The sequence below is a fragment of the Brevibacillus sp. SIMBA_040 genome (genome assembly GCF_046535075.1).
Taxonomy (GTDB): domain Bacteria; phylum Bacillota; class Bacilli; order Brevibacillales; family Brevibacillaceae; genus Brevibacillus.
In genome coordinates this window covers 194,281-218,702 of the sequence record NZ_JAWRXI010000009.1, presented here as the reverse complement: position 1 = coordinate 218,702, position 24,422 = coordinate 194,281, and the positions used below count along the sequence as shown (strand labels likewise).

At 41.8% G+C, this 24,422-nt stretch carries 25 protein-coding genes; 23 read left to right on the top strand and 2 right to left on the bottom strand.

Translation table 11 applies throughout. The annotated features are described in order from the left end of the window. The first annotated feature begins 14 nt into the window (after nt 1-14). From SB752_RS17045 to SB752_RS17025, 5 genes are all read left to right on the top strand, one after another. Nucleotides 15-356 (top strand): hypothetical protein, encoded by a 342-nt coding sequence (locus SB752_RS17045; protein WP_410716807.1) that lies wholly within the window; start codon nt 15-17, stop codon nt 354-356. A gap of 55 nt (nt 357-411) precedes the next feature. Beyond that, complete coding sequence (locus tag SB752_RS17040; RefSeq protein WP_410716806.1) at nt 412-540, top strand: hypothetical protein; 129 nt, start codon at nt 412-414, stop codon at nt 538-540. Between the two features lie 141 nt (nt 541-681). Next, nucleotides 682-1,146: a phage holin family protein gene (locus SB752_RS17035; RefSeq protein ID WP_410716805.1), complete on the top strand. Its 465-nt coding sequence runs from the start codon at nt 682-684 to the stop codon at nt 1,144-1,146. A 3-nt stretch (nt 1,147-1,149) separates the two neighbouring features. Next, complete coding sequence (locus SB752_RS17030; RefSeq protein WP_410716804.1) at nt 1,150-1,992, top strand: N-acetylmuramoyl-L-alanine amidase; 843 nt, start codon at nt 1,150-1,152, stop codon at nt 1,990-1,992. A 1-nt stretch (nt 1,993) separates the two neighbouring features. After that, nucleotides 1,994-2,323 carry a hypothetical protein gene (locus SB752_RS17025; RefSeq protein WP_410716803.1) on the top strand — a complete coding sequence of 110 codons (330 nt, stop codon included), beginning with the start codon at nt 1,994-1,996 and terminating at the stop codon, nt 2,321-2,323. Between the two features lie 97 nt (nt 2,324-2,420). On the opposite strand, the gene SB752_RS17020 is transcribed toward SB752_RS17025, so the two are convergent. Further along, nucleotides 2,421-2,855: a type II toxin-antitoxin system HicB family antitoxin gene (locus SB752_RS17020; RefSeq protein ID WP_410716802.1), complete on the bottom strand. Its 435-nt coding sequence runs from the start codon at nt 2,853-2,855 to the stop codon at nt 2,421-2,423. Between the two features lie 28 nt (nt 2,856-2,883). Continuing rightward, complete coding sequence (locus SB752_RS17015; protein WP_486304118.1) at nt 2,884-3,048, bottom strand: type II toxin-antitoxin system HicA family toxin; 165 nt, start codon at nt 3,046-3,048, stop codon at nt 2,884-2,886. A 162-nt stretch (nt 3,049-3,210) separates the two neighbouring features. Here SB752_RS17015 and SB752_RS17010 point away from each other — a divergent pair, with 162 nt between their 5' ends. The 18 genes from SB752_RS17010 to kdgD all read left to right on the top strand — a co-directional run bounded on the left by SB752_RS17010 (nt 3,211) and on the right by kdgD (nt 24,403). Beyond that, nucleotides 3,211-3,426, top strand: coding sequence for a WYL domain-containing protein (locus SB752_RS17010; RefSeq protein ID WP_410716800.1), 216 nt, complete (start codon nt 3,211-3,213; stop codon nt 3,424-3,426). Then, complete coding sequence (locus SB752_RS17005; protein ID WP_410716799.1) at nt 3,416-3,658, top strand: LexA family transcriptional regulator; 243 nt, start codon at nt 3,416-3,418, stop codon at nt 3,656-3,658. The genes SB752_RS17010 and SB752_RS17005 overlap by 11 nt, the downstream gene beginning before the upstream one ends. Continuing rightward, complete coding sequence (locus SB752_RS17000) at nt 3,643-3,981, top strand: YolD-like family protein (protein WP_410716798.1); 339 nt, start codon at nt 3,643-3,645, stop codon at nt 3,979-3,981. The genes SB752_RS17005 and SB752_RS17000 overlap by 16 nt, the downstream gene beginning before the upstream one ends. A gap of 161 nt (nt 3,982-4,142) precedes the next feature. Next, a complete protein-coding gene (locus SB752_RS16995) occupies nt 4,143-4,628 on the top strand; it encodes a Panacea domain-containing protein (RefSeq protein WP_410716797.1) in 486 nt (161 codons plus the stop codon). A gap of 42 nt (nt 4,629-4,670) precedes the next feature. After that, nucleotides 4,671-6,671 (top strand): MFS transporter, encoded by a 2,001-nt coding sequence (locus tag SB752_RS16990; RefSeq protein ID WP_410716796.1) that lies wholly within the window; start codon nt 4,671-4,673, stop codon nt 6,669-6,671. 349 nt (nt 6,672-7,020) lie between these two features. Beyond that, nucleotides 7,021-8,388 carry a sigma-54 interaction domain-containing protein gene (locus SB752_RS16985; RefSeq protein ID WP_410716795.1) on the top strand — a complete coding sequence of 456 codons (1,368 nt, stop codon included), beginning with the start codon at nt 7,021-7,023 and terminating at the stop codon, nt 8,386-8,388. Between the two features lie 211 nt (nt 8,389-8,599). Continuing rightward, complete coding sequence (locus SB752_RS16980) at nt 8,600-10,009, top strand: APC family permease (protein ID WP_410716794.1); 1,410 nt, start codon at nt 8,600-8,602, stop codon at nt 10,007-10,009. Next, on the top strand, nt 9,999-10,880 hold the full coding sequence (locus SB752_RS16975; RefSeq protein ID WP_410716793.1) for an agmatinase family protein: 882 nt from the start codon (nt 9,999-10,001) through the stop codon (nt 10,878-10,880). The genes SB752_RS16980 and SB752_RS16975 overlap by 11 nt, the downstream gene beginning before the upstream one ends. 366 nt (nt 10,881-11,246) lie before the next feature. Next, nucleotides 11,247-11,891: a hypothetical protein gene (locus SB752_RS16970; protein WP_410716792.1), complete on the top strand. Its 645-nt coding sequence runs from the start codon at nt 11,247-11,249 to the stop codon at nt 11,889-11,891. A 339-nt stretch (nt 11,892-12,230) separates the two neighbouring features. Beyond that, nucleotides 12,231-12,878, top strand: coding sequence for a 2OG-Fe(II) oxygenase (locus tag SB752_RS16965; protein ID WP_410716791.1), 648 nt, complete (start codon nt 12,231-12,233; stop codon nt 12,876-12,878). 308 nt (nt 12,879-13,186) lie between these two features. After that, entirely contained in the window at nt 13,187-14,380 is a 1,194-nt protein-coding gene (locus SB752_RS16960; RefSeq protein WP_410716790.1) for a M20 metallopeptidase family protein, read from the top strand. Nucleotides 14,381-14,414: 34 nt separating this feature from the next. Then, complete coding sequence (locus SB752_RS16955) at nt 14,415-15,728, top strand: SLC13 family permease (RefSeq protein WP_410716789.1); 1,314 nt, start codon at nt 14,415-14,417, stop codon at nt 15,726-15,728. Nucleotides 15,729-15,747: 19 nt separating this feature from the next. Next, nucleotides 15,748-16,545, top strand: a complete 798-nt coding sequence (locus SB752_RS16950) for a serine hydrolase (RefSeq protein WP_410716788.1) — start codon at nt 15,748-15,750, stop codon at nt 16,543-16,545. Nucleotides 16,546-16,567: 22 nt separating this feature from the next. Further along, nucleotides 16,568-17,902: a CapA family protein gene (locus SB752_RS16945; RefSeq protein WP_410716787.1), complete on the top strand. Its 1,335-nt coding sequence runs from the start codon at nt 16,568-16,570 to the stop codon at nt 17,900-17,902. A 159-nt stretch (nt 17,903-18,061) separates the two neighbouring features. Then, nucleotides 18,062-19,357: a transcriptional regulator gene (locus SB752_RS16940; protein ID WP_410716786.1), complete on the top strand. Its 1,296-nt coding sequence runs from the start codon at nt 18,062-18,064 to the stop codon at nt 19,355-19,357. Between the two features lie 855 nt (nt 19,358-20,212). Beyond that, the gene (locus SB752_RS16935; protein ID WP_410716913.1) at nt 20,213-21,958 is read left to right on the top strand and encodes a methyl-accepting chemotaxis protein; all 1,746 of its coding nucleotides are present in this window, start codon (nt 20,213-20,215) and stop codon (nt 21,956-21,958) included. Nucleotides 21,959-22,304: 346 nt separating this feature from the next. Then, nucleotides 22,305-22,997 (top strand): FadR/GntR family transcriptional regulator, encoded by a 693-nt coding sequence (locus SB752_RS16930; protein WP_410716785.1) that lies wholly within the window; start codon nt 22,305-22,307, stop codon nt 22,995-22,997. Nucleotides 22,998-23,485: 488 nt separating this feature from the next. Next, the gene (gene kdgD, locus SB752_RS16925; protein WP_410716784.1) at nt 23,486-24,403 is read left to right on the top strand and encodes a 5-dehydro-4-deoxyglucarate dehydratase; all 918 of its coding nucleotides are present in this window, start codon (nt 23,486-23,488) and stop codon (nt 24,401-24,403) included. Nucleotides 24,404-24,422 lie beyond the last annotated feature (19 nt).

The following is a 24,422-nucleotide window of genomic DNA, read 5'->3' as shown; positions in this document are numbered from 1 at the left end:
GAGGAATCAAAGGTATGTACATTATTTTCCAGAAAGACACAGGTATCATTGTTGATAAAACGCACAAGGCGAGTCGCGACGAACAAGGGATCGTTTCAGACAACACGATCTACGTCGACACTGAGGGAACCCTCGATTTCCGCGAAATGGATGAAGCCAAAATCCCAGCCGATCTCGTCGGTCACAAATATTTGTACGTAGCAGGCGGGGTGGATGGGGAAGACGTCATCGTTCCTAACCCTGATTACGTCGAATACAAGTCACCGGAACAAAGAATTGTAGAAATGGAAGCGCGTCAGGCTGCGACGGAAGAAGCTGTCCTGCAATTAATCCTTTCCCAGCCGTCCGCTGTCTAATAGAATGGTTGTCCAAGTTTGAATGGTTACATCTATATAGAGGGAGGTGAATAAAATGTATGCTTTTCTGCTTAATATGTGGGTCATGCGCAGGGTGACAGACGTTCAGCTTCAAACATGTCTGGCAAAGAAACAACTCACCCAAGACGAATACGACATGATTATTGTAACACCGCAAAAGTAGAAACGCCTTTCCAAAATGGAGGGCGTTTTTTTGTGGGGCTGATGATGTGGCTCCTCTTTCTATAACAACAAGTCCGACAGCAAGCTCCGTGCCTAGCGGGGCTATTTATTTGCCCCAAGGGGGTGAGAGGAAGATGAGCTGATGAAGTTTCTACAAAGCTTAGAGAATGTAGCAACACCTGCCAATGGCTGGGCAGCAACAGTAGGTGCGATACTGTCGACCCTATTTCAATATTTTTATGGCATTGATGCCAATCGTGTAGAGATTATTGGAGTTTTACTTTTTACAATCGGGCTTGATTGGATGACAGGTGTAGCTGCAGCTAAAAAAGATGACTCATATTCATCAGAATATGGTCTATCCCGAATTCCCCGAACTTTGTTTCTTATCGCATTACCTGCCTTAGCTAACCAGCTAGATAAAGTTATGGGCACACCGGGATTTTTATTTTATGGAGTGACTTTCGGTTTGCTCTACCATACTTGGAACAGCCTAACGGCGAATGCATATCGAGCTGGATGGCCAATTCCAAAATCAATCGTTAATTTGGTTGGTTCAGAAATAAAGGCTAAGGCAGAGCGAGCTACGCGAAAGGAGAGTAAGTAAATCATGCAAATCGTAGAAATGCTTCTTAACAATACAAGAGCACGACCTGGCACGAAGATTACGCCAAAGGGTGTAGTCATCCACTGGACTGCGAACGAACGTAAAGGCGCTGATGCCGTTGCAAACCGCAATTTCTTCAATAACCCAACAACAGAACCCAGCGCGCACTATTGTGTCGATGACAAGCAGATCGTACGCTGTCTGCCAGAGGATGAAATGGGCTACCACGTTGGTGCAAAAACGTACAAGCCTGATGCCCTCAAGCAGCTGAGCTCTTACCCAAATGACTGCACAATTGGCATTGAAATGTGCGTCAACCAAGACGGCGATTTCAATGCCATGTACCAGCGAGCATTGGAGCTGGCTGCGGACATCCTGAAACGGTATGGTTGGGGCATAGATCATCTGTGGCGGCACTTCGATATCACAGGGAAGAACTGCCCGGCATATTTCGTTTCAGATGACTACGCACGGAGGTTCACCGGACTGACAGCAGCGCAGGCATGGGCGAAATTTAAAGGTGATGTCCACAGGTTATTAACAGGATATCCACAGAAAAATGAAAGCAAGAGAGAACCGGTTACGGTCCAAATTACCCTGTCACGTCAAGGATTCTATATTGATAAAGTATCCTATTTGCCTATCAGAGCAGTTGCAGAGGCAGTAGGTGCCAAGGTGGAGTTTGATGCCGCCACCAGCCAAGTAAAGGTCAACGGCAAAGACGTTACCGAAACGATTGAAAACGGTACTTCCTATGCGCCGGCAAGGGAGCTGGCTGGCATCTTGAATCTTGATGTGGAGTGGGATGGGAATACCAAGACAGTTATTTTGAAAGGGGAGTTGTAGTATGGATTGGTTTACACAAACGATCCTATTTGTACAGGAGTGGGGCTGGTTAATGGCTCTGCTCTTTTTAGTCTTAGGGGCAATGGGAGCTGACCTTTTTCCGCGTGTGTACGCGTTTATTGTGGAAATTGAGAGTAGATACCCTGAGTTTGAAAAAATGCTTTTCACGAAGGAAAAAGAGCTGATAAACCGATACGAGTATTTGCCAGAACGGATACGAAAAGGTTTTGCTCTAGTCGGAGGAAAGCAGGCTTGGGCCTGGTTGGTAACGCGGATGTACCGATATTTAAGAGAACGAACTTGGAGAACAAGAAATAATACTGATGTATAAATGACGGGCCCTCCTTTGTGGAGGGCTTTATTTCGTTAGAGGCGTGTTATTGTACCGAACGTAAAATTAATACCCGCCAAATTGGCGGGCATTAGGTTTAATTAGCTGTTGAATCATTTTGACGGGGATTGTTGCCAATACCGAGTTGTTTTTTAAGGGCAGTCTGCAGAACTTGAGAAAAGTTTATGCCAGCGTTCTTTGCTTCATCAGCGAGCCACTTCGGCATGGTTACGGTCTTGTTCACAGCCTTGTTTTGCATCTCATCTCGAATAACATCCATCCAAGCAGTGATGATGACGAACTGACCAACAGGTTTATTTATCCAATCACTAAAATTGGATGTTGGCTTAGGAATAGGCATGCCTTCTTCTTCCATGCCGTACAGATGAAGTTCAAGTGCTTCCTTAGCATTGCGTGCTGCTTCTTCAAAGTCGTCTCCTTCTGTGATACAACCAGGTAGATCCGGGAAAGTCACGGTGAACCCTTGAGCATTGTCTGGTTGAAACAAAGCTGCAAACATATAGCGTTCCATATATTTAAAAACCTCCTTGCAGGGGGGCTTATAGCCCCGCCTGACTGAGTATTGATCTTATGGTGTCGGTTTTAAGGTCTTTTCTTGGATGTGGGATGGTTACCAGTCCAACCTTGTTAGGGTGTTTGTACTGTCGATGACTACCATTCTGTCTTACCAAGTACCACCCATCTTGTTCAATGATTTTGATCATGTCCCGCGACGAGTAGCTTTTCATTATGTCCTCCTTTCTATCTAAATTATAACACGTGTTATTTACCCGTGTAAATAGCATTTTGGAAAAATTTATCGTTGTATGTTCCTGTTTTGTTCGCATATAATACAAACAAATGTTCTTGTTTTGGAGGCGGATTAAGTGATAAGGGAACTTGAACGTGCGTTAAAGCAACAAAAAAACATTCAAGTCATTTATTTGGGCAAAGATGGCCATACAACAATGCGAACCCTACGCCCATTGGAGGTTACAGGAGAACGACTGAAAGCGTATTGCCTCACACGTAAAGCACCGAGGATTTTTGCAATCGACAACATACTTGCTGCTGAACCAGTGGAGAGTGGCCATGCTGTCTGATATCGAGCGAAAGGTACTCAGGGTGATTGGCAACTACTCTGCTGGTCGCCGGCGTACGCCAACAGTAGACGAATTGTGTATCAAGACAGGACGGAATCGAGGCGGGATTATGACCGTTTTGGAGGTCTTAGCACGTGAGGAATACATTGAGTGGCAACGTTCGGAACCAAACAAAATGACGGTTCTGGAAGCATGGGAGAGAAAGGAGCCAGGTAGATGGCAAGCAAAATAGAAAACCCATTGTCGATGCGCTTTGTGTTACCAGAGCAGCGAGCTTTGTACTTGAAGATGAAGGAAGAAGACAAGCTTGTGGCTATGCCAAACATTGAACAAGACGAGCTCGAGTCATTCCACTACCTGATCCGTGATTCTGCGCGCGAAGATTATGCAATCACAATTTCTTGGTGGAAGCCGATCAAAGGCGAGTTGGGGAGTACCTGTGAAATGTGGGGCGTGGTTAAATGGATTGATCAGAACGGGAAACGGATCAAACTAGTCAATGACGAGGATAGTCAGTGGATTCAGCTAAATACGATCGTTAATATTTTTGCATAATATAATACACCAGAGACCAACTATATATAGAAATCGTTTATGATGGGGACACAAAATGCGGTGATTATAACCTGTTATAAAATAAAAATCAACAGGTTAAGTGACTTTTTAAGTATCGTGCTGTAAAATTAAGTTAGAAGACAGAAAAGGAGGGATAGCAAATGGTGATTAGCGTTTTTGATGTTGCTAATTATTTTCTTTATAAGAGTGCCCCGGGGACACTTAATGCTGTCACTCACCTCAAATTACAGAAGCTTGCTTATTATGCACAAGCTTGGCATTACACTATTTTGAGAAAACCACTGTTCAATGAAGAAATAGAAGCGTGGGTTCATGGACCTGTGTGCCCAGTATTATACAATGAATTTAGAGATTATGGATATGAAGTAATTCCGGTACCTAGAAAGAGGGTAATGGCTGATCTTCATTCAATAATGAAACATCATCCAGAAGTTGAAGCACTTCTTGAATTTGTTTGGGATCTATATGGAAAGCACACTGGCAAAGAATTGGAGGATTTGACACATCGGGAAGATCCTTGGAAACGAGCACGGAAAAACATAAGTGAAAGTGAGCCGTCAAATAATATAATCACTTTAGACAGTATGAGAAAATATTATAAGAAGTTTTTAACCGGAGTTAAGTAATGATTATATTACTTGCTCCTTTTTGTTGAAGGGGAGTTATAAGTGGATGAATATGTAAAGCTTATATTTGAATTAAACGAAGTTAAAACAGTTTTTTTATACCTTATAGCATTTATACTATTTCGTATCTGCATAGTATTATACAGGCGTTTCGATTTAGGAAATAAACTTCTTGGAATTGTACAAAAGTTCCCAGAATGGGCAAAGGGTATTAAACGGTCGATATTTTTCGTGGCAAAACTAGCTCTTGTTGTCATAGTACAATTTGGGTTGGTAGTTGCTTATATATTTTCTGTTATCGGGAAGTTTTTTATTAGGTCAACTGTTTTTGGACTTATTATTTTATTTGGTCTTTTTGCAGTAATTTTCTTACTTTCTGGAATGGTATCATTTAATTATATTGCATTGATTTTCTATATATTTGATCCATTATCTCCAGACGATAAACTTGTAATGACGGTCATTTCGTATATCACTAACGGCATTGGAGTCTTATTACCAATCAGTTTAACACTGTATGTCTTTGCATACCGTGAGCAAAAAGCTTCATCGGTAAGTGGCATATATTCTCGAAATATATCGTTACTCATATTTTTATTAATTTCAATAGTGGTAATACCTTATGGATTGTTTTTAAATTATTTTCTGAAATCAACCGCTGTTAACGGTAATTTTATCTCTACTTTTCAACACTCTGGTAGAATAACTGTATGGGCGATTCTTGTTTTGATAGCTCTAATATCAGGGGCAAAGATGCTAAAAGAGACAATAAAGAGTGTAAACATTCGTTGGCTACTACAAGATTTAATTAAAGAAATTGATGATGAAATTTTTAATTTGCAATTTGCATTGACTAAATACCAAAGATCCACAATTTACCCAACATTACATATGTATGTAGAGAGCATTTATCAATTGTTTACAACAGCTATTGAGAAAAATATGAACGAAGTTTATGAAATAAATTATAATCGGTGGGTAAGGTTATTAGCCACGCTTTTCCAATCACCTCGATTAGGGTTTATAGATAATACAACGCAATACGAGTATTTAATAGGTAAAGATAAAATAGAGTTTCAGGGATTTTATAAGACTATACTACGGAATCATATTTCTTTAATAATAACGCTGGTGAAAAACAACAAAATTGAAGAAGCTCATAACTGTCTGAATACTTTTTTTGAACTGACTCCACGTTCAAATGAGTTAAATTCGATTTATTTAACTGGTCTACACGAATTAACGTTATTATTGACTGATGATAGCTCCCTTCAAATACATCCAATATTAGATGGCATTGAACAAATAGGGAGTGATTCCGATTTTAAAAAAGGATTAATTTTTATTTATAAAGCACTTTTGGTTCGAGGGGTTCAAAAAAACGATGTAAAGGCTATCTCGAGTTACGCATACTCTCTTTCAAAATGTATAGATAAAGAAGAATTCTCACTTGAACAAGAGAGAGTAAATAAAGCCCTAGATAGATTAACAAATACAATTGGTCAAAATATTAAATTAAACTCCTTCGCTCAGGTAAATAGTAGAGCTAGTGCTAACTCGCAAAAAAATGCAGGAGTATTCATCTTGTTACAGGCAACTTTAAAAAGTATAGAATTAGCTCATTATGCAGCAACAGGGTTTTTAATTAAATTTATGGTGACCAATTATGATTCGGATATTTTTAATTATACTTTCAAAATCTTTTGTGAGAATAAAGGTGTTGATAATCCATTTATTGCAAAAAGAGAAGAGTATTCAAAAATATACGCTTCATTTAGTTTTAATGACAAAACCTTAGAATACTGCATTAAAAAACTTGTTATTTTAGTGTACGGGCAGCAAAACTACGTTAAAAAAAATAAGATAGATTTTGGGTTTGTTCCAAGCTCATTTATAGACTCTAAACTCGCATCATGCTCATATCTTGAACATTTATTTGAAAACATCCAGAAGGTGGGAGACAAATACGGATTAAATTTTCCAATTGATGATGAATTGAAGAGGACTTTAAATGACCCCGACGAGAACACAAAGAATAATTAAGTAAAGATCAGCCGTTTCCATTCAAATTGAAAAGGGAAACGGCTCTTTTAATTCAGGAGTATCTCAACTTGTAGTGCACATACATCGTTTCTATTGCAAGTCATTGGTGAAACGATTTGAACGGATGAAGTAATTCCGTACTTAATAGGGGGTCAGCCCCCCCGCCTCCACCAAATACATAAGTGAAGCCACCTGATGAGGGTGGTTTTTTTGTTGCTTTTTGCTATTCATTGTCATCTCACAGTTTGAAAGCATATTCAAAGAAGATTTGAATTATCAAATAAGTCTAAAGTGTAAAAATAATAATAAAAAGTGTAAAATATTTTTACACACCTAGGAGGGATATAGATTGTATCATGAACAATTAAACCAGATGAAAGAGAATTTTAAACAAACAGATTTAATTTGTATCGTTGATAAAAAGGGAAATATATTATATTACAACAACTATAATGACGTTTGTAATAAATTGGGGAGCAATGATGTTATTGGCATGCCATTATTGGAGTTATATCCGTGGCTTTCAAATGAAACAAGTACAGTGTTAAAAGTTATTGAAAAGGGAGAACCAATTGTAAATGAACTTCAATGCTATGAGGTTAATAAAAGCTTTACTGTTAACGCTATTAACTCTGCATTCCCGTTAAAAAATAAAAGTGATTTATTGGGAGCTGTTATAGTCTCGACAAACTTAGATGAAAAACCTCATAAAATGAAGAAAAAGAGCAAGATAAATAAAGATGTTCTTGCATCGTTGTATGCAAAGTATACATTTAACGATATTGTAACAGTTAGCGAGGAGCTGAATTTAACGAAAAATCAACTAAAAAAAGCAGCGCTTAAGGATTCTAATATATTTATTTATGGTGAAACAGGAACGGGAAAAGAGTTGTTTGCACATTCGATCCACAATGATAGTAGCAGGAGAAAGTTCCCTTTGGTTGCACAAAATTGTGCTGCCATTCCTAGTACTTTAATTGAAAGTATTTTGTTTGGAACAACAAAAGGAAGTTTTACAGGTGCTGAAGACAAGCAGGGAATATTTGAAATTGCCGATGGTGGGACCATTTTTCTAGATGAGATTAACTCTATGCCTATAGAAATGCAGGTTAAGCTATTAAGGGTTATTGAGGAAAGAACAGTTAGAAGAATAGGAGATCACAGAGATATCCCAATAAACGTAAGAGTTATTGCTTCAACAAACGAAAAACCAATGAATTTGTTAAAGGAAAAAAGGTTTAGAGAAGATTTATTTTATCGTTTAAATGTTGTTAGTGTAGAAATTCCCCCATTAAGGAAGAGAAAAGAAGATATTGATTATTTATGCTCCTATTTTATTAATTATTATAATCAAGCTTTTGGTGAAAACATAACTGGATTAGACTCAGATGCAAGGAAAATACTAAATAATTATAGATGGCCAGGTAATGTTAGAGAGTTACGGAATTGTATTGAAGGTGCGTTTAATTTAGTGGATGGAAGTATAATATCCCCGCGAGAATTGCCCACACATATATTAGCATCAGAGGAAGATGCACCATTAGAAAAGTTATCTGACGAAAGCTCATTAATGGATTTAGTAGAGCAGTATGAGAAGGAAATTTTGAAGGATGCTTTAGTTAAAACTCATTTTAATATTGCAAAGGCTGCTAGACTATTAAAAATACCCCGGCAATCCTTTTACAACAAAATGAAAAAGTACAAGCTTCAGACGTAGAACATATGTCAAAGAATTTTACACTTCTAAACATGGAGTTAAAAATGATTGGCCCATTAATAATCAATTTATATGTGAATGGCTTAATATACTCCCTTAGAATCCAGTGATAAACTACGTTGGCATAATTGTTGCTTTCATAGTTTGCGATCTCTGAATTTTTTATCAATTGGCTAGAAAATTAAGAGATGAAACGAAAGGAGGAAAATACTTGAACAGTAACAGCAAGGGAATGTCTACAAAAGATTACTTTGGTCTGGCATTCGGAAGTATGATTGGGATTGGCTGGGTTATTTCCGTTCCTGCTTGGATGGGAACTGCAGGAAGTGTTGGTGCTATCATAGCTGTCGCACTAACAATGCTCATGATCATCCCAATTGGCTTTGTTTATGGTGAACTTACATCAAGTTTAAAAGTCAGAGGAGGAGAGTTTGCTTATACATTCGTAGCTATAGGGAAAGTGCCAGCATTTATATGTGGATGGTTTCTTATTCTAGGCTATTTAATAATTTTACCATGGGTTGCTATATCTGTTTCATTACTGGCAAGTTATGTTTTCCCATGGTTAAACTCAATACCAATTTATTCAGTGTTTAGCTATCAAGTGTATCTGCCACAATTGTTAGTAAGTTTATTAGTGGTCGGGATAATTGTTTATATGAACTGGAAAGGTACGAAGCAATCAACTGTTTTTCAAAATACAGCCACCTTTATGATGATAGTTACTTTTATTCTCTTTATTATCGGAGGGATGTTCGTAGGAGATTCGGAAAATTTTAAACCATTATTCTCTTCCGAGGGAAAAGTAAATAGTATTGTTTTAGCGATGGCAGCTATTCTGTTTTTTATGAACGGGTTTGACACCATTCCAAAGACAGTTGAAGAGGCAGATAGCAAAATAAATTATTCTAATCTAGGAAAAGTTATAGTTGGAACTATCACTTTAGGTGGTCTACTCTATATTCTAATTATCATTTCTTCCTCTTTTATAATGCCTGCAGATAAAATCGGAAATATGGGATCGTTGCCGTTAATCAATGCACTTGAAACAACTACGGGTTCAAAATTTCTTCCGTATATAGTTGCTTTTGGTGCACTTATGGGAGTTATTACAACATTTAATGGGTTTTTATTAGCAGGAAGCCGTTTAATTGTTTCATTTTCTAAAGCTGGTTTTTTACCTGAAGCATTTTCTAAAACTCATCCTAAATATAAATCCCCAACTGTTACATTGATAGTTATGACAGTTGTTTCGGTCATCGGTATTTTATTAGGAAGTGGTGTTCTTCTTCCGTTTATTATCATGGGGGGAATTTCTTTTCTTATTGCTTGGTTTTGTATGGCAATAAGCAGTGTGAAAATTCGTAAGGATCGTCCGAATCTTCACAGACCATATAAAATTCCAGGCGGACTTTCAATGGCATATATAGCGACCTTTTTCTCAGGACTCTTTCTTGTCTTGATGATAATTCCTGGCACTCCTATTTCAATGGGAACAGTTGAATATATTTTATTTACCTGCTGGCTAGTTATTGGGTTTGTCGTATACGCATTCTTCTCAAAAGGTGACATAGCAATCGAAGATAATACATTAAAAAATGAGGGTGAGTATGTTGAGTAATCAAAAATTTGGAGTTGTCGGATTTCCATGGGACGGAGGAGCTTCTTTAGGACGACCAGGTTCTCGTTATGCTCCTAGTAAAATACGTGAGGCGTTTGTATGGTTTGTTAATCGCATTGAAAATAATCAAGTTTACAATGTCGAAAAGCGAAAAACTTATCAGCTAGCTGATAATGGTATTAAAGATTTTGGGGATATAGATATTGCAGCGTATAGCACTGATGTTACTTTTAGGAATGCTGAAGAGAAAATACGTGGACTATTAGATGAAAATGTATTTCCATTTGTATTAGGGGGGGACCATTCTATTTCTTACCCTGTAATTAAAGCTCTTCATGACAATACAGAGGGGAAAATTGGTATCATTCAATTTGATGCTCATCTAGATTTAGTTGATGAATCTCCAATTCAAGGGAGATTTTCTCAAAGTAGTCAAATGCGTAGAGCACTTGAACTTCCAAGAATTAATCCAGAGAATATCGTTCAAATTGGAGTGCGCAGTATTAATTATCCTTGGTATGAAAATTATTTAAAGGAAAGTGGAATTGTTCAAATTACAGCTAGAGAGGTACACAAATCTACACCAGAGGAAGTCGTGGCTAAAACAATGGCGGCAATGAAAGATGTTGAGAAGATATATTTAACATTTGATATAGATGTATTAGATCCAGCATATGCACCAGGTTCCGGGGCAAATGAACCAGGTGGATTAACTCCTGTACAATGTATGGAGATGTTAGATATGCTTTATTCTAAAGTAGACGCATTTGATATTGCTGAAGTTAATCCACTTTACGATCATCAAGATATTACTACTACCTTTGCAGCTCGTATAATGTTTGATTGTGCGGTTGCAAGATTAAGTAAATAGTTACATTAAAACAAGAAAAGGAGGGCTTATATTACTGGCTCTTCTTTTCTTTGATTTTGGAGCTATTTTTTATTTACTTCAAAGAAGGAGTGAAAGCAATTTATTGAGATGCTGCTAGCGGGTGTGACTGCTAAACTAAAGTGGACAGTATCCGCTAAATAAAAATAGAAACTTATTATCAATTTTCAATCCTTAATATAATAGATTTGTGGCATGGACCTCTGTCAATAGATTGGACATATAAAACCGAGAGAATTGCGCCACAAAACGGGCCTTTAGTGAGAAATACCCTATACCACAGGACGAAGCCCCTTCCGCGTATGCTAAAATAAAGAAATACTTCCAAAGCAAAGGAGAACCACCATCTTGTCTTCCTCTCTACGTAACTTACTAATCATGATCCTTCTCGGGGCTGTAGGTGGCGTAACAATCTCCCTCCTGGACATAGAGCCTTCCCCAATCGTATGGATCACCTTTTTCTTGACCGTTTTTGTCATTCTCATCGGAAAAGACCTGTATATCTTAAAATTCAGCACCAATATGAATACGGTTGAACGCTACGTAAAAAATTCAAAGCATCCTTACTATCGTTTTTTGTATGCGTATCTGCATGATAACGATGCCGAAGCCGAAAAGGAACTAGCCAAAATTACGTCCGATAAACTAAGTGCTTACATCACCATCTTGGTAGAGCTGGGTCGCGGTAACAACGATTTGGTAGAAAAAAATCTTGATAAGATTCATTCGAAAGAGCATCGAGACTATTACTCCGCACATTTAGCCCTACTAAAAAACAACCAAGATGCTTACAAGCAGCACCGATCCGGGGTCAAAAATCGTATCTACCAGATGTCACTCGATGCTGAAGTGGCATATCAGCATGGAAAGATGGCAGAGGCAGAGCAATACGGTCTACAGGCAATCGCCGAATCCAAGGGCGTACAAAAATACCTGATGATCAAGACACTTGAAAAAAACAAGCGTAATCCGCATCGAAACTCATACTTCTAGGTCATTTTCGTCGCATCTTTTACTTCAAAAGGGACCGTCCCGATTTAACGATCGAGACAGTCCCTCTCTATTTTTTATTCTTGGCTTTCGAGTAGATCGCGTTATGAGCGATTCATCTTTGAATCTGGTTAATGGTGTGTCTGGGCATTTTGTAAGACATTGATTAAGAGTAAGTCCTGTCTGACCGGCTATCTATAAATACATCGATATTCTCATCATTTCCATCTTAAACCCACTTTTAAAAACCTTTGTATTTGTGTGAATTTTCCAGAGAGTATTTACCCATTTTATGGTATTCTATTTTTTGCAACGGAAGTCATATACATGGGGTGCATTACGATGAAAATGCATACGACAGAAAAGGAACGGCCGATCTTTGACCACACTGGGAATAGGATCAAGACAGACAATCGAGAAATTCGAATTCTTGCCAGGTATGAGGAACCGCTGGTCGTAGTACTAGGAAATGTGCTGAGCGATGACGAGTGCGATGAGCTAATCGAACATTCTAGGGAACGATTACAACGCTCAAAAATAGGCGAAGATCGTGCACTCAATTCCATTCGAACGAGCAGCGGGGTGTTCTGCGAGCAGACGGAGACGATTACAAGGATCGAGAAGCGAATCTCTCAAATCATGAATATTCCTATTGAGCACGGAGATGGCTTGCAAGTTCTGCGATATACCCCTGGTCAAGAATATAAACCTCATTATGACTTCTTTGCAGAAACGAGTCGAGCAAGTACGAACAATCGAATTAGTACGCTCGTAATGTATTTGAATGACGTGGAGCAAGGCGGAGAAACGGTGTTCCCTTTGCTTAATTTATCTGTTTTTCCCACCAAAGGCATGGCTGTCTACTTTGAATATTTTTACCAAAATCATGAATTGAACAAGTCCACTTTGCATGCAGGGACACAAGTGATCCACGGAGAAAAGTGGGTTGCAACGATGTGGATGAGAAGACAAAACTTTCGGGTTTCCTAGGTCGTTTTAAAAGTAAATGAAGCCACCTAATGAAGGTGGTTTTTTGTATGTACGTCATCGCTTTTCCCATATTTCCTACTAACATATCAATAACCAAACTAAACTAAAAATATCGAATATTAAATTGACAGGCTATCAAAATATGAGTATAGTAAATTTACAAGTCACATAACGACGATTAAACGACAAATTGAGAGGTCAAAAAGGGGGCAAACAAAGAGCCTCATATTTTACGGTCATTTAACGACTACTAAACGTCATTTTTATTTACAACAATGCAAGCGTTTTCTTGAGCGAGGAGGATCAGCATGACACGAATGAACGCAACCGTAAAAGGGAAAGCAGATGAAAACTACATCAAGGAGCTTCGCCGAGAATTTCATCGCAATCCTGAGTTAAGCGGGCAAGAACAGCGTACTTCCCAGCGTGTAATAGAAGAACTGAAGAAGCTCTCGATTCATGAGATCCGCCACAATTTGGCAGGCTATGGAGTGTTGGCGGTCATCGGTCAAAAGAAAGACGGGCCAACCGTAGCGCTTCGTGCCGACATGGATGCACTGCCCATTTTCGAACAATCGGGTGTATCCTTTGCTTCCCAGAACGAAGGTGTCATGCATGCATGTGGACACGATGCACATACCGCCATGCTGCTCGGCGCAGCTAAAATTCTCAAGAGTATGGAGCAGGAGCTGCCGGGCCGAGTTCTCCTGGTATTTCAGCCAGCAGAGGAGAACAGTCCTGTCGGGGGCGCAAAGCCGCTCATTGAAGCAGGGGCCTTTCTCGATCCGAAGCCAGATGCGATTTTCGGCCTGCATGTATGGCCGTCATTGCCTGGGAGACAGGTTGGGGTACGGGAAGGAAACTTCATGGGTGCTTCCGACCGATTCCGGATTCGGATCATTGGAAAAGGCGGACATGCAAGCATGCCGCATGAAACGATTGATGCGGCTATCGTGGCGGTACAGGTAGCGCAGGTTCTGCAAACGATCGTCAGCCGCAATGTGAATCCATTGGATGCGGGAGTGCTCACCTTGGGGAAAATTCAGGCGGGTACGGGCCACAACGTGATTGCGAGCGAAGCTTTGCTTGAGGGAACTGTCCGAACCTTCGTGCCCAAGACACGGGAAATGATAAAAGAACGTTTTTATTCGATTGTGCAAAGTGTGGTTGAGAGCATGGGAGCTACGGTAGAAATCGATTACCAGCTCGGTTATCCGGTTCTCTCCAATACACCAGAGATGGTCGAAATCGTGCGTGAGGCAACCACTGCCTTGCTAGGAGAACGAGCGCTTCCTCAGGTAGAGCCTGCTATGGTAGCCGAGGATTTTGCTGTTTATTTGCAGCGTTTCCCCGGAGCGTTCTTCTGGCTGGGGTGTGGCTTTGAGGATACTTCTCTCAATGCGCCGCTGCATCATCCGAGGTTCATGCTGGATGAGGGGATGCTGACCACTGGTTCCGAGATGCTGGCAGAAACAGCAGTGCGCTTTTTACGCTCACGTTAATTCATAAAAACAAGTCATCTAAGGAGGTATTGCCATGGTAACTGCTCCATCGCTTTGGGGACTCATTCCGTTGTTTCTGTTCATTGTTCTAATCTTTCGTAAGTGGAATCCGATCGCTGCGATAGGCGGGGCTATTATAGTCGGGGCCGTGATGAGCGGAGCGAGCTTAATGGATGTCGCTACGGTCATCGCGAAAAACGGGATGACGGACTTTGTCGCCTATATCGGGCTTGTCATTCTGGCAGGCGGCGGTTTAGGGAAAATCGCTGAAAAGACCGGGGTAGCCCGGAATATTGTGAGCTTTATTTTAAAACGGGTAGGGATTAACTCCCCAAATAAAGCAATGGTCAGCACCATGATTGCATCTTGTGTATTGTCTGCCTTGCTGGGGACTCTCGCAGGCGCTAATGCGATTATCGCACCCGTGCTGATCCCGGTCGTTGCCGCTGCAGGTCTTTCCTCTAGTGTCGTTGCCATTTTGTTTCACGGCGCGGCAGCGGCAGGATTGTTGCTTGGACCTTTCACTCCTCCGATGGTGACGTTGATGGAGCTGACAGGCCTGAGCTATCCGCAAGTGCTGTTGCACGCAGGACTGCCTTATGCGATCGTGCTGCTCATCGTTACGTTTGTCTACAGCAAGGTCATTTTGAAAAAAAGCCTCAAAGACCATGCTTATCCAAGTGAAGATGCCAACGTGCATGTAGAGGAGCAAAACCACGACCCTCGACAAGCGATGATATCCAAGCAAGCTACAGCAGCTTTTCTGATTACGCTGATCGGTGCGATTATTTACGGAATCACGGTGAAGGGCGGAGCGAACTTTACCATCGTGGTGATCTTGCTTACAGCTATCGTTACAGGTCTTGCTGGCCGCATGAATCCCAACCAGATTTCCGAAACCTTCGTAGAAGGCGCGAAGCCGCTTTTGTGGATTTTCCTGCAATTTGTACTTTTTACGCCATTTATCTACTTCATCGAAAAAATGGGCGGATTCGAAGCACTGAAGAACCTGCTGCTGCCTTTGGTAGAAAGCAGTGGTCAAACAGGAATGATCATCATCAGTACGCTGGTCAACGTCGCCGGTATTCCGGGCGCTGCGGTTGCGCACTCGATCCTGATGCACAAGATGTTCCTGCCTACAGTAACCAATCTGCACGTACCGATGTCGATTTGGGCGCTGGCGCTTTTGGTAGGTTCGCAAATGCCGTCTTTCCTGTACCCGACAGGAGACGCGATCGGGGCCATGGGTCTCGCCAGATCCAATGACTTGAAAAACGTTATCATCTTCGGTGTCGTAGCGACAGTGGCAGTTATACTTCTGGTGATTGTTTACGCGTTTCTTCTATAAATAAGGCAGGTGTTGAGACATGAAGAAGAGCAAGCTGGAAAAGACGATTCAGGAGCTGGCAGCTTCTGTCAGCGGGCGAGTGGCCGTATTCATCGAGTGGGATGAGGGATGTGTCTGCCTGAACGAACAGGAGGCCTTCCCATCTGCGAGTCTCATTAAAATTCCAATCATGCTCGAGGCGCTGAGACAGGAACAGGTGGGCCAAACAGACTTGAATGCCAGCCAGGCGATTCCCGCTGATGAACGAGTCGGGGGAATGGGAGTACTCGCCAACCTCTCTTCGGACATCCAGCTTCCCCTGCGGGACCTGGTCTCGCTGATGATTGCGATATCTGATAATACGGCTACCAATCTGGTCATTCAAAAGGTAACGATGGAAGCGGTCAATCAGTTAGCGGCTCATCTCGGTTGTCAGCAAACCGTACTGGCGAGAAAAATGATGGACACAGAAGCTGTGCGGCAGGGGAGGGACAATTACACCTCTGCGCAGGATATCGGTTTGTTCCTGAAAGAGATCATAGCAGGAGATACGCTGGATTCATCCAGAAAAAAGGCAGCCTTTCAAATGATGCGTCAACAGCAGTTCCATACGAAGCTGCCTGCGTATTTCCTCGGCGAGCTGCCGCCAGACGCAAGCTTCGCCCATAAAACAGGGGAGCTGGCAGGGATTGAGCATGATGCTGGCATCCTGAAAATGGGGGACCAGTACATTACGATGGCGGTTCTCACAAGAGATCTGGTAGATGAAGCAGCCGGGCGAGAATTTATCGCCAAAGTGGGAAAAGCCGTGTTTGATACGTTTTACCAGAGAGATTAACAGGGTGTAGGAGGAAACCAAGATGAATCACAATGAAGGATTGAAAATTGTACTGACAGGAGACAGCATTATTGCCAGGCGCATCGGTGTCTATCAGGACGAACCGACGAAAGAGCTGGTGAAGCTGATCAAGGATGCAGATGTATCCTTTACCAATCTGGAAGTACTGCCAAATGATTTTCAGGGTCATCCGGCAGCAAGAAGCGACGGGGCGCACTTCGCAGCTCACTCGTGGGTACTGGATGAGTTGGTGGATATGGGCTTTAACCTGTTCTCCGTCGCCAACAATCACGCGTTGGACTATGGTGTGGAAGGTCTGCTTGCTACTTTTAAAGAGCTGGAAGACAGAAAAATGTCCTATGCAGGTGCAGGGCGAAATCTCGCAGATTCCCGGATGCCTGTCTACTATGATACGGATGCTGGCAGCGTAGCCATGATTTCTTGCACGTCCACCTTCTTTGAAGAACAGTCAGCCGGAGACCAAAGCCCGGAGGCAAAAGGACGACCAGGTGTAAATCCACTCCATTTTGACGTGGTATATGAAGTAACGGAAGAGCAGCTGTCTGTCCTGCGTCAGGTTTCTGATGACCTGGGCCTGGAAACACAGCGTAAGGAGTGGGTCAGACTTGGCTTTGCTGCTGATCCAAAGGATACCAGCCTGCTTCCATTGGTAGATTCCAATTTGCGTGTAGCGGGGACCTTGAATGCCAACTTCCGTGCGGCTGAAAAAGCGGCGGTGCGCACAGTACCGAATGCACAGGATTTAGCGGAAATTGTAAAATGGGTAAAAGAAGCGAAATCCCGCGCAGACATCGTCATTGTCAGTTTGCATGCTCATGAGCAAGGGGAGACAAGAGAGCAGCCAGCTGAATTCATTCAGATGTTTGCCCGAAGCGTCATCGATGCTGGAGCCGATATTGTCGTTGGACATGGACCGCATCTCTTGAGAGGAATGGAGCTGTATGAGGGGAAACCGATTTTTTACAGCATCGGCAACTTCATCGGTCAAAATGAACTGATTTACAAGCTGCCAGCGGATTCGTATAAACGGTTCGGAATCGATAAAGACTTGGCGCCAAGCGAAGTATTCCGCATTCGTAGCCAGGACGGGAAAAAAGGCTTCCCTGGCGACTCATTATACTGGCAGACGGTTGTACCTGTTTGCCGATTTGAGGACGGCAAGCTGGTCCAGCTAGATATCACCCCGGTTGAACTGACCTACTCGAATAAGCCACACAAGCGGGGTAGACCATTCTTGGCAAAAGGTCAACGAGCAGAAGAAATTCTTCAGAAGTTTAGCGAACTATCCAGCGAATTCGGCACCAAAATAGACGAAAATGGACGGGTAGTTCTGTAACAACGAATAATCATAGGCAAGCCAGTGGTACTCTATGCACAAGTATCACTGGCTTTTTCTACCTTTCTCTTGCTCGATCCGAATATTGCTTGCAAAAGTTGTTCTTCATTGGTAAATATGAAAGTACCATCTTATTGTGCTGGGTTCAGGAGGACAGGAATGGAAATACGAGTTGCAGTGATAGGGACCAAAAATATGGTTCAAAAAGTAATCAGTTCGAATACGCATGAGCAGGTACAAATTCGTCCCTACGTGTACGAGCGTCCGGAAGACAGTGAACAATTGATCGATGAAGCCATCAACAACGATGTTTTCTTGTTCACAGGACCCATCCCTTATTATTTGGGGAAGCAAAAAATAGAAGAACGCGGCTTACTGGCTATGTATATTCCCACAGATGAGCTCGCTTTTAGCGTGTCGCTCAATTACATCACGCACCATCGAAACATTTCCCCGACCCGCTTGTCCATAGACATTCCCCGACGCGAAATCGTGACGAACATTCTAAGTGAACTGTCGATTGAGCCCGTGAACATTTATATAAAAGAGTTCATCTACACGAACCATCACTTTATTACAAAGGAAATGGTCGAGTTTCATCAGCACAATTGGGAGTCAGGAAATGTCGATTTTGTGCTGACAAGCGTGCAGTCTGTTTTCGATGAACTGCAAAAGAAAAACATCCCGAGCTTCCGGGTGATCATCCCACACAAAAATATTTTAGATACGCTGCAAAGAGCGGTGACAGAAGGAGAGCTGCTGCTCAGCAAAAAATCGCAGATTGCGACCGGAATCATCCAAATTAACGCAGATCAACAAGGAAAAGAGGTCTTGGATGAGCAGGTATGGAAACAAATGCAGGACCTCCTGATGAAGTTTTCCCAAAAAATGAATGCCTCGCTCAAGATGATTGATCGAAATACCTTCATTATGTATGGAACCAAGGGCGGTATTCAGCAAATTACCGAGGATTATCGGGTTTTTCCTTTGATCGATCAATTAGTTCGACTGCATAATACACCGATTCATTTTGGATTTGGATTTGGGTTGACAGCAGTAGAGGCGGAGGAACATGCTCATATCGGACTCTACCATGCGAAGAAAATGGGGGAGCATGCGGCGTTTATCGTGACGGAAGAAAAGCAAGTTATTGGTCCTTTGAACAAGTCCGTAACGAAAACGTTCCAATTGCAGAGTCAAGATGATCAAACGCTGATGATCGCTAAAAAAACAGGTGTGAGTGTATCAGCCATTACGAAAATGATGAATTTTATTGATCTGAGACAGAATCAAATCTTTTCAGCAAATGATCTGGCCAACTATCTTCAAGTAAGCAAACGAACTTCAGAGCGGCTTTTGAAAAAGCTGGTGGACAGTCAATTTGCTGAGATTTCCGGTGAAGAACAGCCCTACCATAAAGGGAGACCACGGGCACTGTATAAGCTACTAATTTAATTGAGGAGCAACATACAAGACGCATTTCGCACCGCCAGAGAGCGGTGTTTTTTACATTTGATGTACTTATCCGTTTTGAATTTCACGATTTTTTCAGGAAATGCTCATTATAATGTGGGGGAAGATGCGGTGAAAGGATGGTAGCAACTGCATGGGGAAGAAGTCGAAATGGCTTAAATGGAAAATTGGAGGCAGCCTCTTCGGTTCATCGGCAGCGTAAGGATAGAACTCTTTAATCCTACCAGACATATTACTAAAGCAGCATCGTATCCCGCACTTCCTTAAGAATCCGTGTGTAGGTGTCATCATACCAGCCACCTTTTTACACGAACCTTTGCAGTAAGTTCCTATAAATCGGTGACCAATCTGTTGTAAGATAGGTGTCCTTGATCTTTTGGTAGCAAGCGTAATCTCCGTCCTCAACAAGTTCTTCTTCAATTTTACGCAATAATTTGATTTGTCCAGAACGCTGATAGCCTTCCAATCGATATTTTTTCCATTGGTTCACCGTTCCTCGGAGCCCTTCGCTTGGTCCTGTTCTTCTCCTTCTTAGCCAACTTCAGCAGGTCACTATTTGTCGAAGTGTTTGAGAGATTTAATTTTAAAAATCGATATTCTATAAACATTAGTAAGAGTTTTTAATTTTTATTTGTAATACAATTATAATATAATATGGTAATATAAATTATTGCTTTTTCGTAGGAAGCGCTTCTTGATAGTACGGTGGAGGAGAGTTGCTTACGGGAATCGTGTTCCAGAAAAATTCAAAAGGAGGGGGCGCTTTCCGCACTGAAGAGTAGTGGCTATGTATCGTCAAGTTTGCAGGTAACTACTAAAAGGAGTGAATGAATAGTGATGAAATTGTTGCGCATGAACTCATTGCGCCCAAAATTTTTATTGATTTGTCTTTCTCTGTTGGTCATTCCCTCCCTTGTGATTGGTCTTGTTACCTACCAGATCTCCAAGCAACAGTTGGACGAATCCGGCAGGGATCAGCTTCAGCACAGCGTCCGTCTGGCAATCGGCATGATCAATCTTATGGACAAGGAAGTAAAAGCAGGAAAGCTGACGTTGGAAGAAGCACAGGAAATGTTTCGCCAGGAGATTTTCGGACCAAAAGATTCGGATAACAATCGCCTGATCAATCAAAAATACTTGGTTGGCCAAACCGGTTACTTATTTGCCGTAAATAAAAACGGTGTCTCCGTCATGAATCCCAAAAATGAGGGGGCTGACATGTATGGAGTGGTGACACCAGACGGCGTCGAAATGGGAAAAACGGTGGTTGGTCTGGGAACAAGTGGTGGAGGGTATTATACGTTCATATGGAATAATCCCGTTTCCGGCCAAGATGAAACGAAAATTGCTTATGTAGAAATGGATCCAAACTGGGGGTGGATTGTCGGATCGGGGGCGTACCTGACCGAGTTTAACGAGGGAGCGAATCAGGTGCTCATATATCTGACTCTGACGCTCTCCATTTCAATCATTGTCGGAGTGATTGTCGTTTGGCTGTTTATCAATTCTGTCGTGAAACCGATCGCCGTCATGGCGAAGCAGGTTGAAAAGGTCTCCAACGGGGATCTGAAGGTAGCAGATCTTACCTATAGTGGCAACAATGAAATCGGACAGCTGACTCGCGATTTCAACGTCATGTCCTGGAATTTGCGGGAGTTGATTGGCCACGTTTCCAGCAGCTCTGAGCATGTGGCATCGATTTCCGAGGAATTGATGGTCAGCGCCCAGCAGACGTCTAAAGTGGTCGAGCAAATTGCCATCGCTTCACAGGAAGTGGCGGTCGGGGCGGAAAATCAGGCCAAAACGTCGAGCAAAACCAGCGAGGTTGTCAGTGAGATTTCCAGAGGGATGGGGCATGTTGCCTACTCCATACAGACTGTGACAGATGCCGCCTTAAGCGCCAAACAGGAAGCGGCAAAAGGTAACGAAGTCGTGAAGCAGACGATCGAGCAAATGAATGTCGTGCATGACCGTGTAAAGGCGACAGCGACGGTGATCCATTCGTTGGGGGATAAATCCACAGAAATTGACCTGGTGGTATCGCTGATTTCGGACATTGCTAACCAGACCAATCTTCTCTCCCTTAACGCAGCGATTGAGGCTGCAAGAGCGGGAGAGCAAGGCAGAGGGTTTGCCGTGGTAGCGGATGAAGTTCGCAAATTGGCGGCGCAATCGGGCGAGGCCACAGAGAAAATTCGCGGTATTATTCAGGACATCCAAATTGACACTAAAGATGCGGTGATTGCCATCCAAGAGGGGACAAGCGCTGTCGATGTCGGGATGAAACAGGTGTATCAGACAGGGGAAAGCTTCCGGTCGATTACCAAAATGATCGAGGATGTTTCCGCTCAAGCCCAGGAAGTATCGGCAATTGTGGAAGAGGTAAGTTCTAGCTCGCAAAACATGGTAGAGATGATTCAATCGATCACAAGCATCTCCCAGCAGTCGGCAGCCAACTCGCAAAGTATGGCGGCTGCTTCAGAAGAACAACTGGCATCGATGGAGGAAATTACCTCCTCAGCCACAGCGCTGGCCCACATGGCGGCAGAACTGCAGAATTTAATCGGGAAGTTCAAAGTTTAATTGTCGCACCACTCCTTGACTCTGGGAGTGGTCTATTTGGCGCTGACTGTTAAGTAAGCGTACGGACAGCATTATTGATCGTGCTAATGAGAAAATTATCCGGACACGCATAATTATTCGGACAAGTTGTTAATTCCCAGTAAGATGATAATCGCAACTTGGTTCGGTGAAGATATTTTTGGTACAATTCTCTAAGCACAGGTTATAGGGCATCAAGGTTTTCAGTTAAGTTTAATTAAGAGCTCAGTTTCCTATAAAAATTCCACTGAACAACTACAATAGGTGTCTGCCTTGAATAAATTGTTTTATTGTCATACAATAAGCGGATAAGGGGGATTTATTAAATATGGAAAAATATACAGTGGACTCTATCACTAGAAATACATTGTCACAACAGGTATTGGAGCAGATTGTAAAGCTCTTGTTAAGTGGCCAACTGAAGCCTGGGGATCGGCTCCCTACAGAAATAGAGTTTATGGAGATATTGGGAGTAAGCAGACCTGTTATACGTGAAGCGCTCAGTTCTCTCGAAACACTTGAAGTGATTACGAAAAAGCCACGCGGAGGAACTTTCTTCAATAAAAAAATAGGGAAAACGCCTTTTATGGTGATGTTGGCATTATCTATGGATAACTTGCCTGCTATTATTGAAGCCAGAATGACTTTGGAACTAGGTTTAGTTACCCTTGCTGCCGAAAAAATTACAAATGAGGACTTGGAGAAATTAAGAGAAACAATTGACTATATTTCTAATAGCTCTGATGGAAATTACGGTTCACAGGATAGGGAGTTTCACAGAATTATTGCACAGAGTGCTAATAATCCTGTGGTTGAAGGAATGATTGATTCACTGCTGATTACACATGAAAAAACAGACAGCCTGATTAAGTACCGTGAACCAGGGATAACAGTTGAGCACCATAATGCAATTTATGAAGCGCTTGCAAATAGAGACCCATATGAGTCGTTCAAGCAGATGTACCGCCACTTGAATTATGTTCGTCAAAAAATTCTCAAGGATCATCACACGAAAGCTTGATGTTGAAATTGGCGATTATCATTTTAGAGCGAAAAGTAGTTACATAGAAGGCTATAGGTATAGACGATCCATTCCTAAAATTAATCGGGGAGGGATCGTTTTATTTTTCCCCTTGTTCCGTCACTCGAAATATTTATCCGTTTTATGGAAAAATAACAGTAACGATTATCGGATGGGGGAGCAATAGATGGACCGATTTCAAAAAGGGAAGTAGATGGGTTCGAATCAGGAACTCTCAAGAGGAAATTTTCCACAATTGTACTGATCGGGTATTTAGAAGAATGAGCTAAGATGGCGGGTTTCAGTGGCTTGTAATGTATCTAGGACAAGACGCTCAGGTTCAGTCCCGTTTAGGATGGTTGCAAACCGATGTGAAATTAATAGTTAGATTTCTCGAAAAATTTTATCATTTATTGACACGTCTAATAATATGTCTTACAATTAAATAGTCTTATAAATAGTGATTTGAAAAAAGAAGGGATGAGAAAATGAATCAGCAAAGAACATCACCAACTGGTATTTTAGGCTTTCCGGTTGCTCCAATGGACAAGGACAGAAAATTGGATGTAAAAGGATTAGAAAGTAATATTCGTTTTCTGATGGACGAAGGATTGTCTTCTATCTTTGTTGCATGTGGCGCGGGAGAGTTCCATGCTCTTAGTAATGAGGAGTACAGGGAAATGGTTGAAGTTGCTGTGGCGACAACTAAAGGGAAAGTTCCCCTTTATACAGGTGTAGGTGGAAATATCAGCCACGCTCTGGAACAAACGAGAATCTCAGAAGAATTGGGAGCGGAAGGCTATCTGATTCTACCCCCGTATTTAATTGATCCTTCCCCGGAAGGCTTATATGACTATTTGCGTTTAGTAATAGAAAGCTCATCTTTAAATGCAATTGTCTATCATCGCGATAATTGCCGATTAGACTTGGAAGTTCTAGAGCAGTTAATCGAATTGCCTCAATTGGTAGGTTTTAAAGATGGAGTTGGAGATATTGAATTAAATAATGAGCTTACCTACTCTATTGGAGAACGTCTAGAATGGATTAACGGAATGCCCCTGGCGGAAGTGACAATGGCTTCCTATGTAAATCTCGGATTCAGATCGTATTCTTCGGCGATATCAAACTATATTCCGCATATTTCCAAGCTATTTTACGATGCCCTGTTAAACCAGAAAAAAGAACTGTTGCATGATGTTTATCAGGAAGTGATCCTTCCGATTCATCGAATTAGAAGGCAAAAGAAAGGTTATGCCGTTTCTTTAATCAAAGCCGGAATGGAAATTGTTGGCCTGCCAGTTGGAACTAGTGTACGACCACCGGTCACTTCTGTTGATCCGGAACATTATCGGCAGTTGGAGAGAATTATTAATGTGGCGTTTGAAAAATTTCCTAAACAAAAGTAACAAAGCAAGCATTTATAAT

Coding starts and splice junctions, on each gene's coding strand:
- SB752_RS17045 (WP_410716807.1), top strand. CDS start 15: ATGTACATTATTTTCCAGAAAGACACAGGTATCATTGTTGATAAAACG.
- SB752_RS17040 (WP_410716806.1), top strand. CDS start 412: ATGTATGCTTTTCTGCTTAATATGTGGGTCATGCGCAGGGTGACAGAC.
- SB752_RS17035 (WP_410716805.1), top strand. CDS start 682: ATGAAGTTTCTACAAAGCTTAGAGAATGTAGCAACACCTGCCAATGGC.
- SB752_RS17030 (WP_410716804.1), top strand. CDS start 1,150: ATGCAAATCGTAGAAATGCTTCTTAACAATACAAGAGCACGACCTGGC.
- SB752_RS17025 (WP_410716803.1), top strand. CDS start 1,994: ATGGATTGGTTTACACAAACGATCCTATTTGTACAGGAGTGGGGCTGG.
- SB752_RS17020 (WP_410716802.1), bottom strand. CDS start 2,855: ATGGAACGCTATATGTTTGCAGCTTTGTTTCAACCAGACAATGCTCAA.
- SB752_RS17015 (WP_486304118.1), bottom strand. CDS start 3,048: ATGATCAAAATCATTGAACAAGATGGGTGGTACTTGGTAAGACAGAAT.
- SB752_RS17005 (WP_410716799.1), top strand. CDS start 3,416: ATGCTGTCTGATATCGAGCGAAAGGTACTCAGGGTGATTGGCAACTAC.
- SB752_RS17000 (WP_410716798.1), top strand. CDS start 3,643: ATGGCAAGCAAAATAGAAAACCCATTGTCGATGCGCTTTGTGTTACCA.
- SB752_RS16995 (WP_410716797.1), top strand. CDS start 4,143: ATGGTGATTAGCGTTTTTGATGTTGCTAATTATTTTCTTTATAAGAGT.
- SB752_RS16975 (WP_410716793.1), top strand. CDS start 9,999: ATGTTGAGTAATCAAAAATTTGGAGTTGTCGGATTTCCATGGGACGGA.
- SB752_RS16965 (WP_410716791.1), top strand. CDS start 12,231: ATGAAAATGCATACGACAGAAAAGGAACGGCCGATCTTTGACCACACT.
- SB752_RS16960 (WP_410716790.1), top strand. CDS start 13,187: ATGACACGAATGAACGCAACCGTAAAAGGGAAAGCAGATGAAAACTAC.
- SB752_RS16955 (WP_410716789.1), top strand. CDS start 14,415: ATGGTAACTGCTCCATCGCTTTGGGGACTCATTCCGTTGTTTCTGTTC.
- SB752_RS16950 (WP_410716788.1), top strand. CDS start 15,748: ATGAAGAAGAGCAAGCTGGAAAAGACGATTCAGGAGCTGGCAGCTTCT.
- SB752_RS16945 (WP_410716787.1), top strand. CDS start 16,568: ATGAATCACAATGAAGGATTGAAAATTGTACTGACAGGAGACAGCATT.
- SB752_RS16940 (WP_410716786.1), top strand. CDS start 18,062: ATGGAAATACGAGTTGCAGTGATAGGGACCAAAAATATGGTTCAAAAA.
- SB752_RS16935 (WP_410716913.1), top strand. CDS start 20,213: ATGAAATTGTTGCGCATGAACTCATTGCGCCCAAAATTTTTATTGATT.
- SB752_RS16930 (WP_410716785.1), top strand. CDS start 22,305: ATGGAAAAATATACAGTGGACTCTATCACTAGAAATACATTGTCACAA.
- kdgD (WP_410716784.1), top strand. CDS start 23,486: ATGAATCAGCAAAGAACATCACCAACTGGTATTTTAGGCTTTCCGGTT.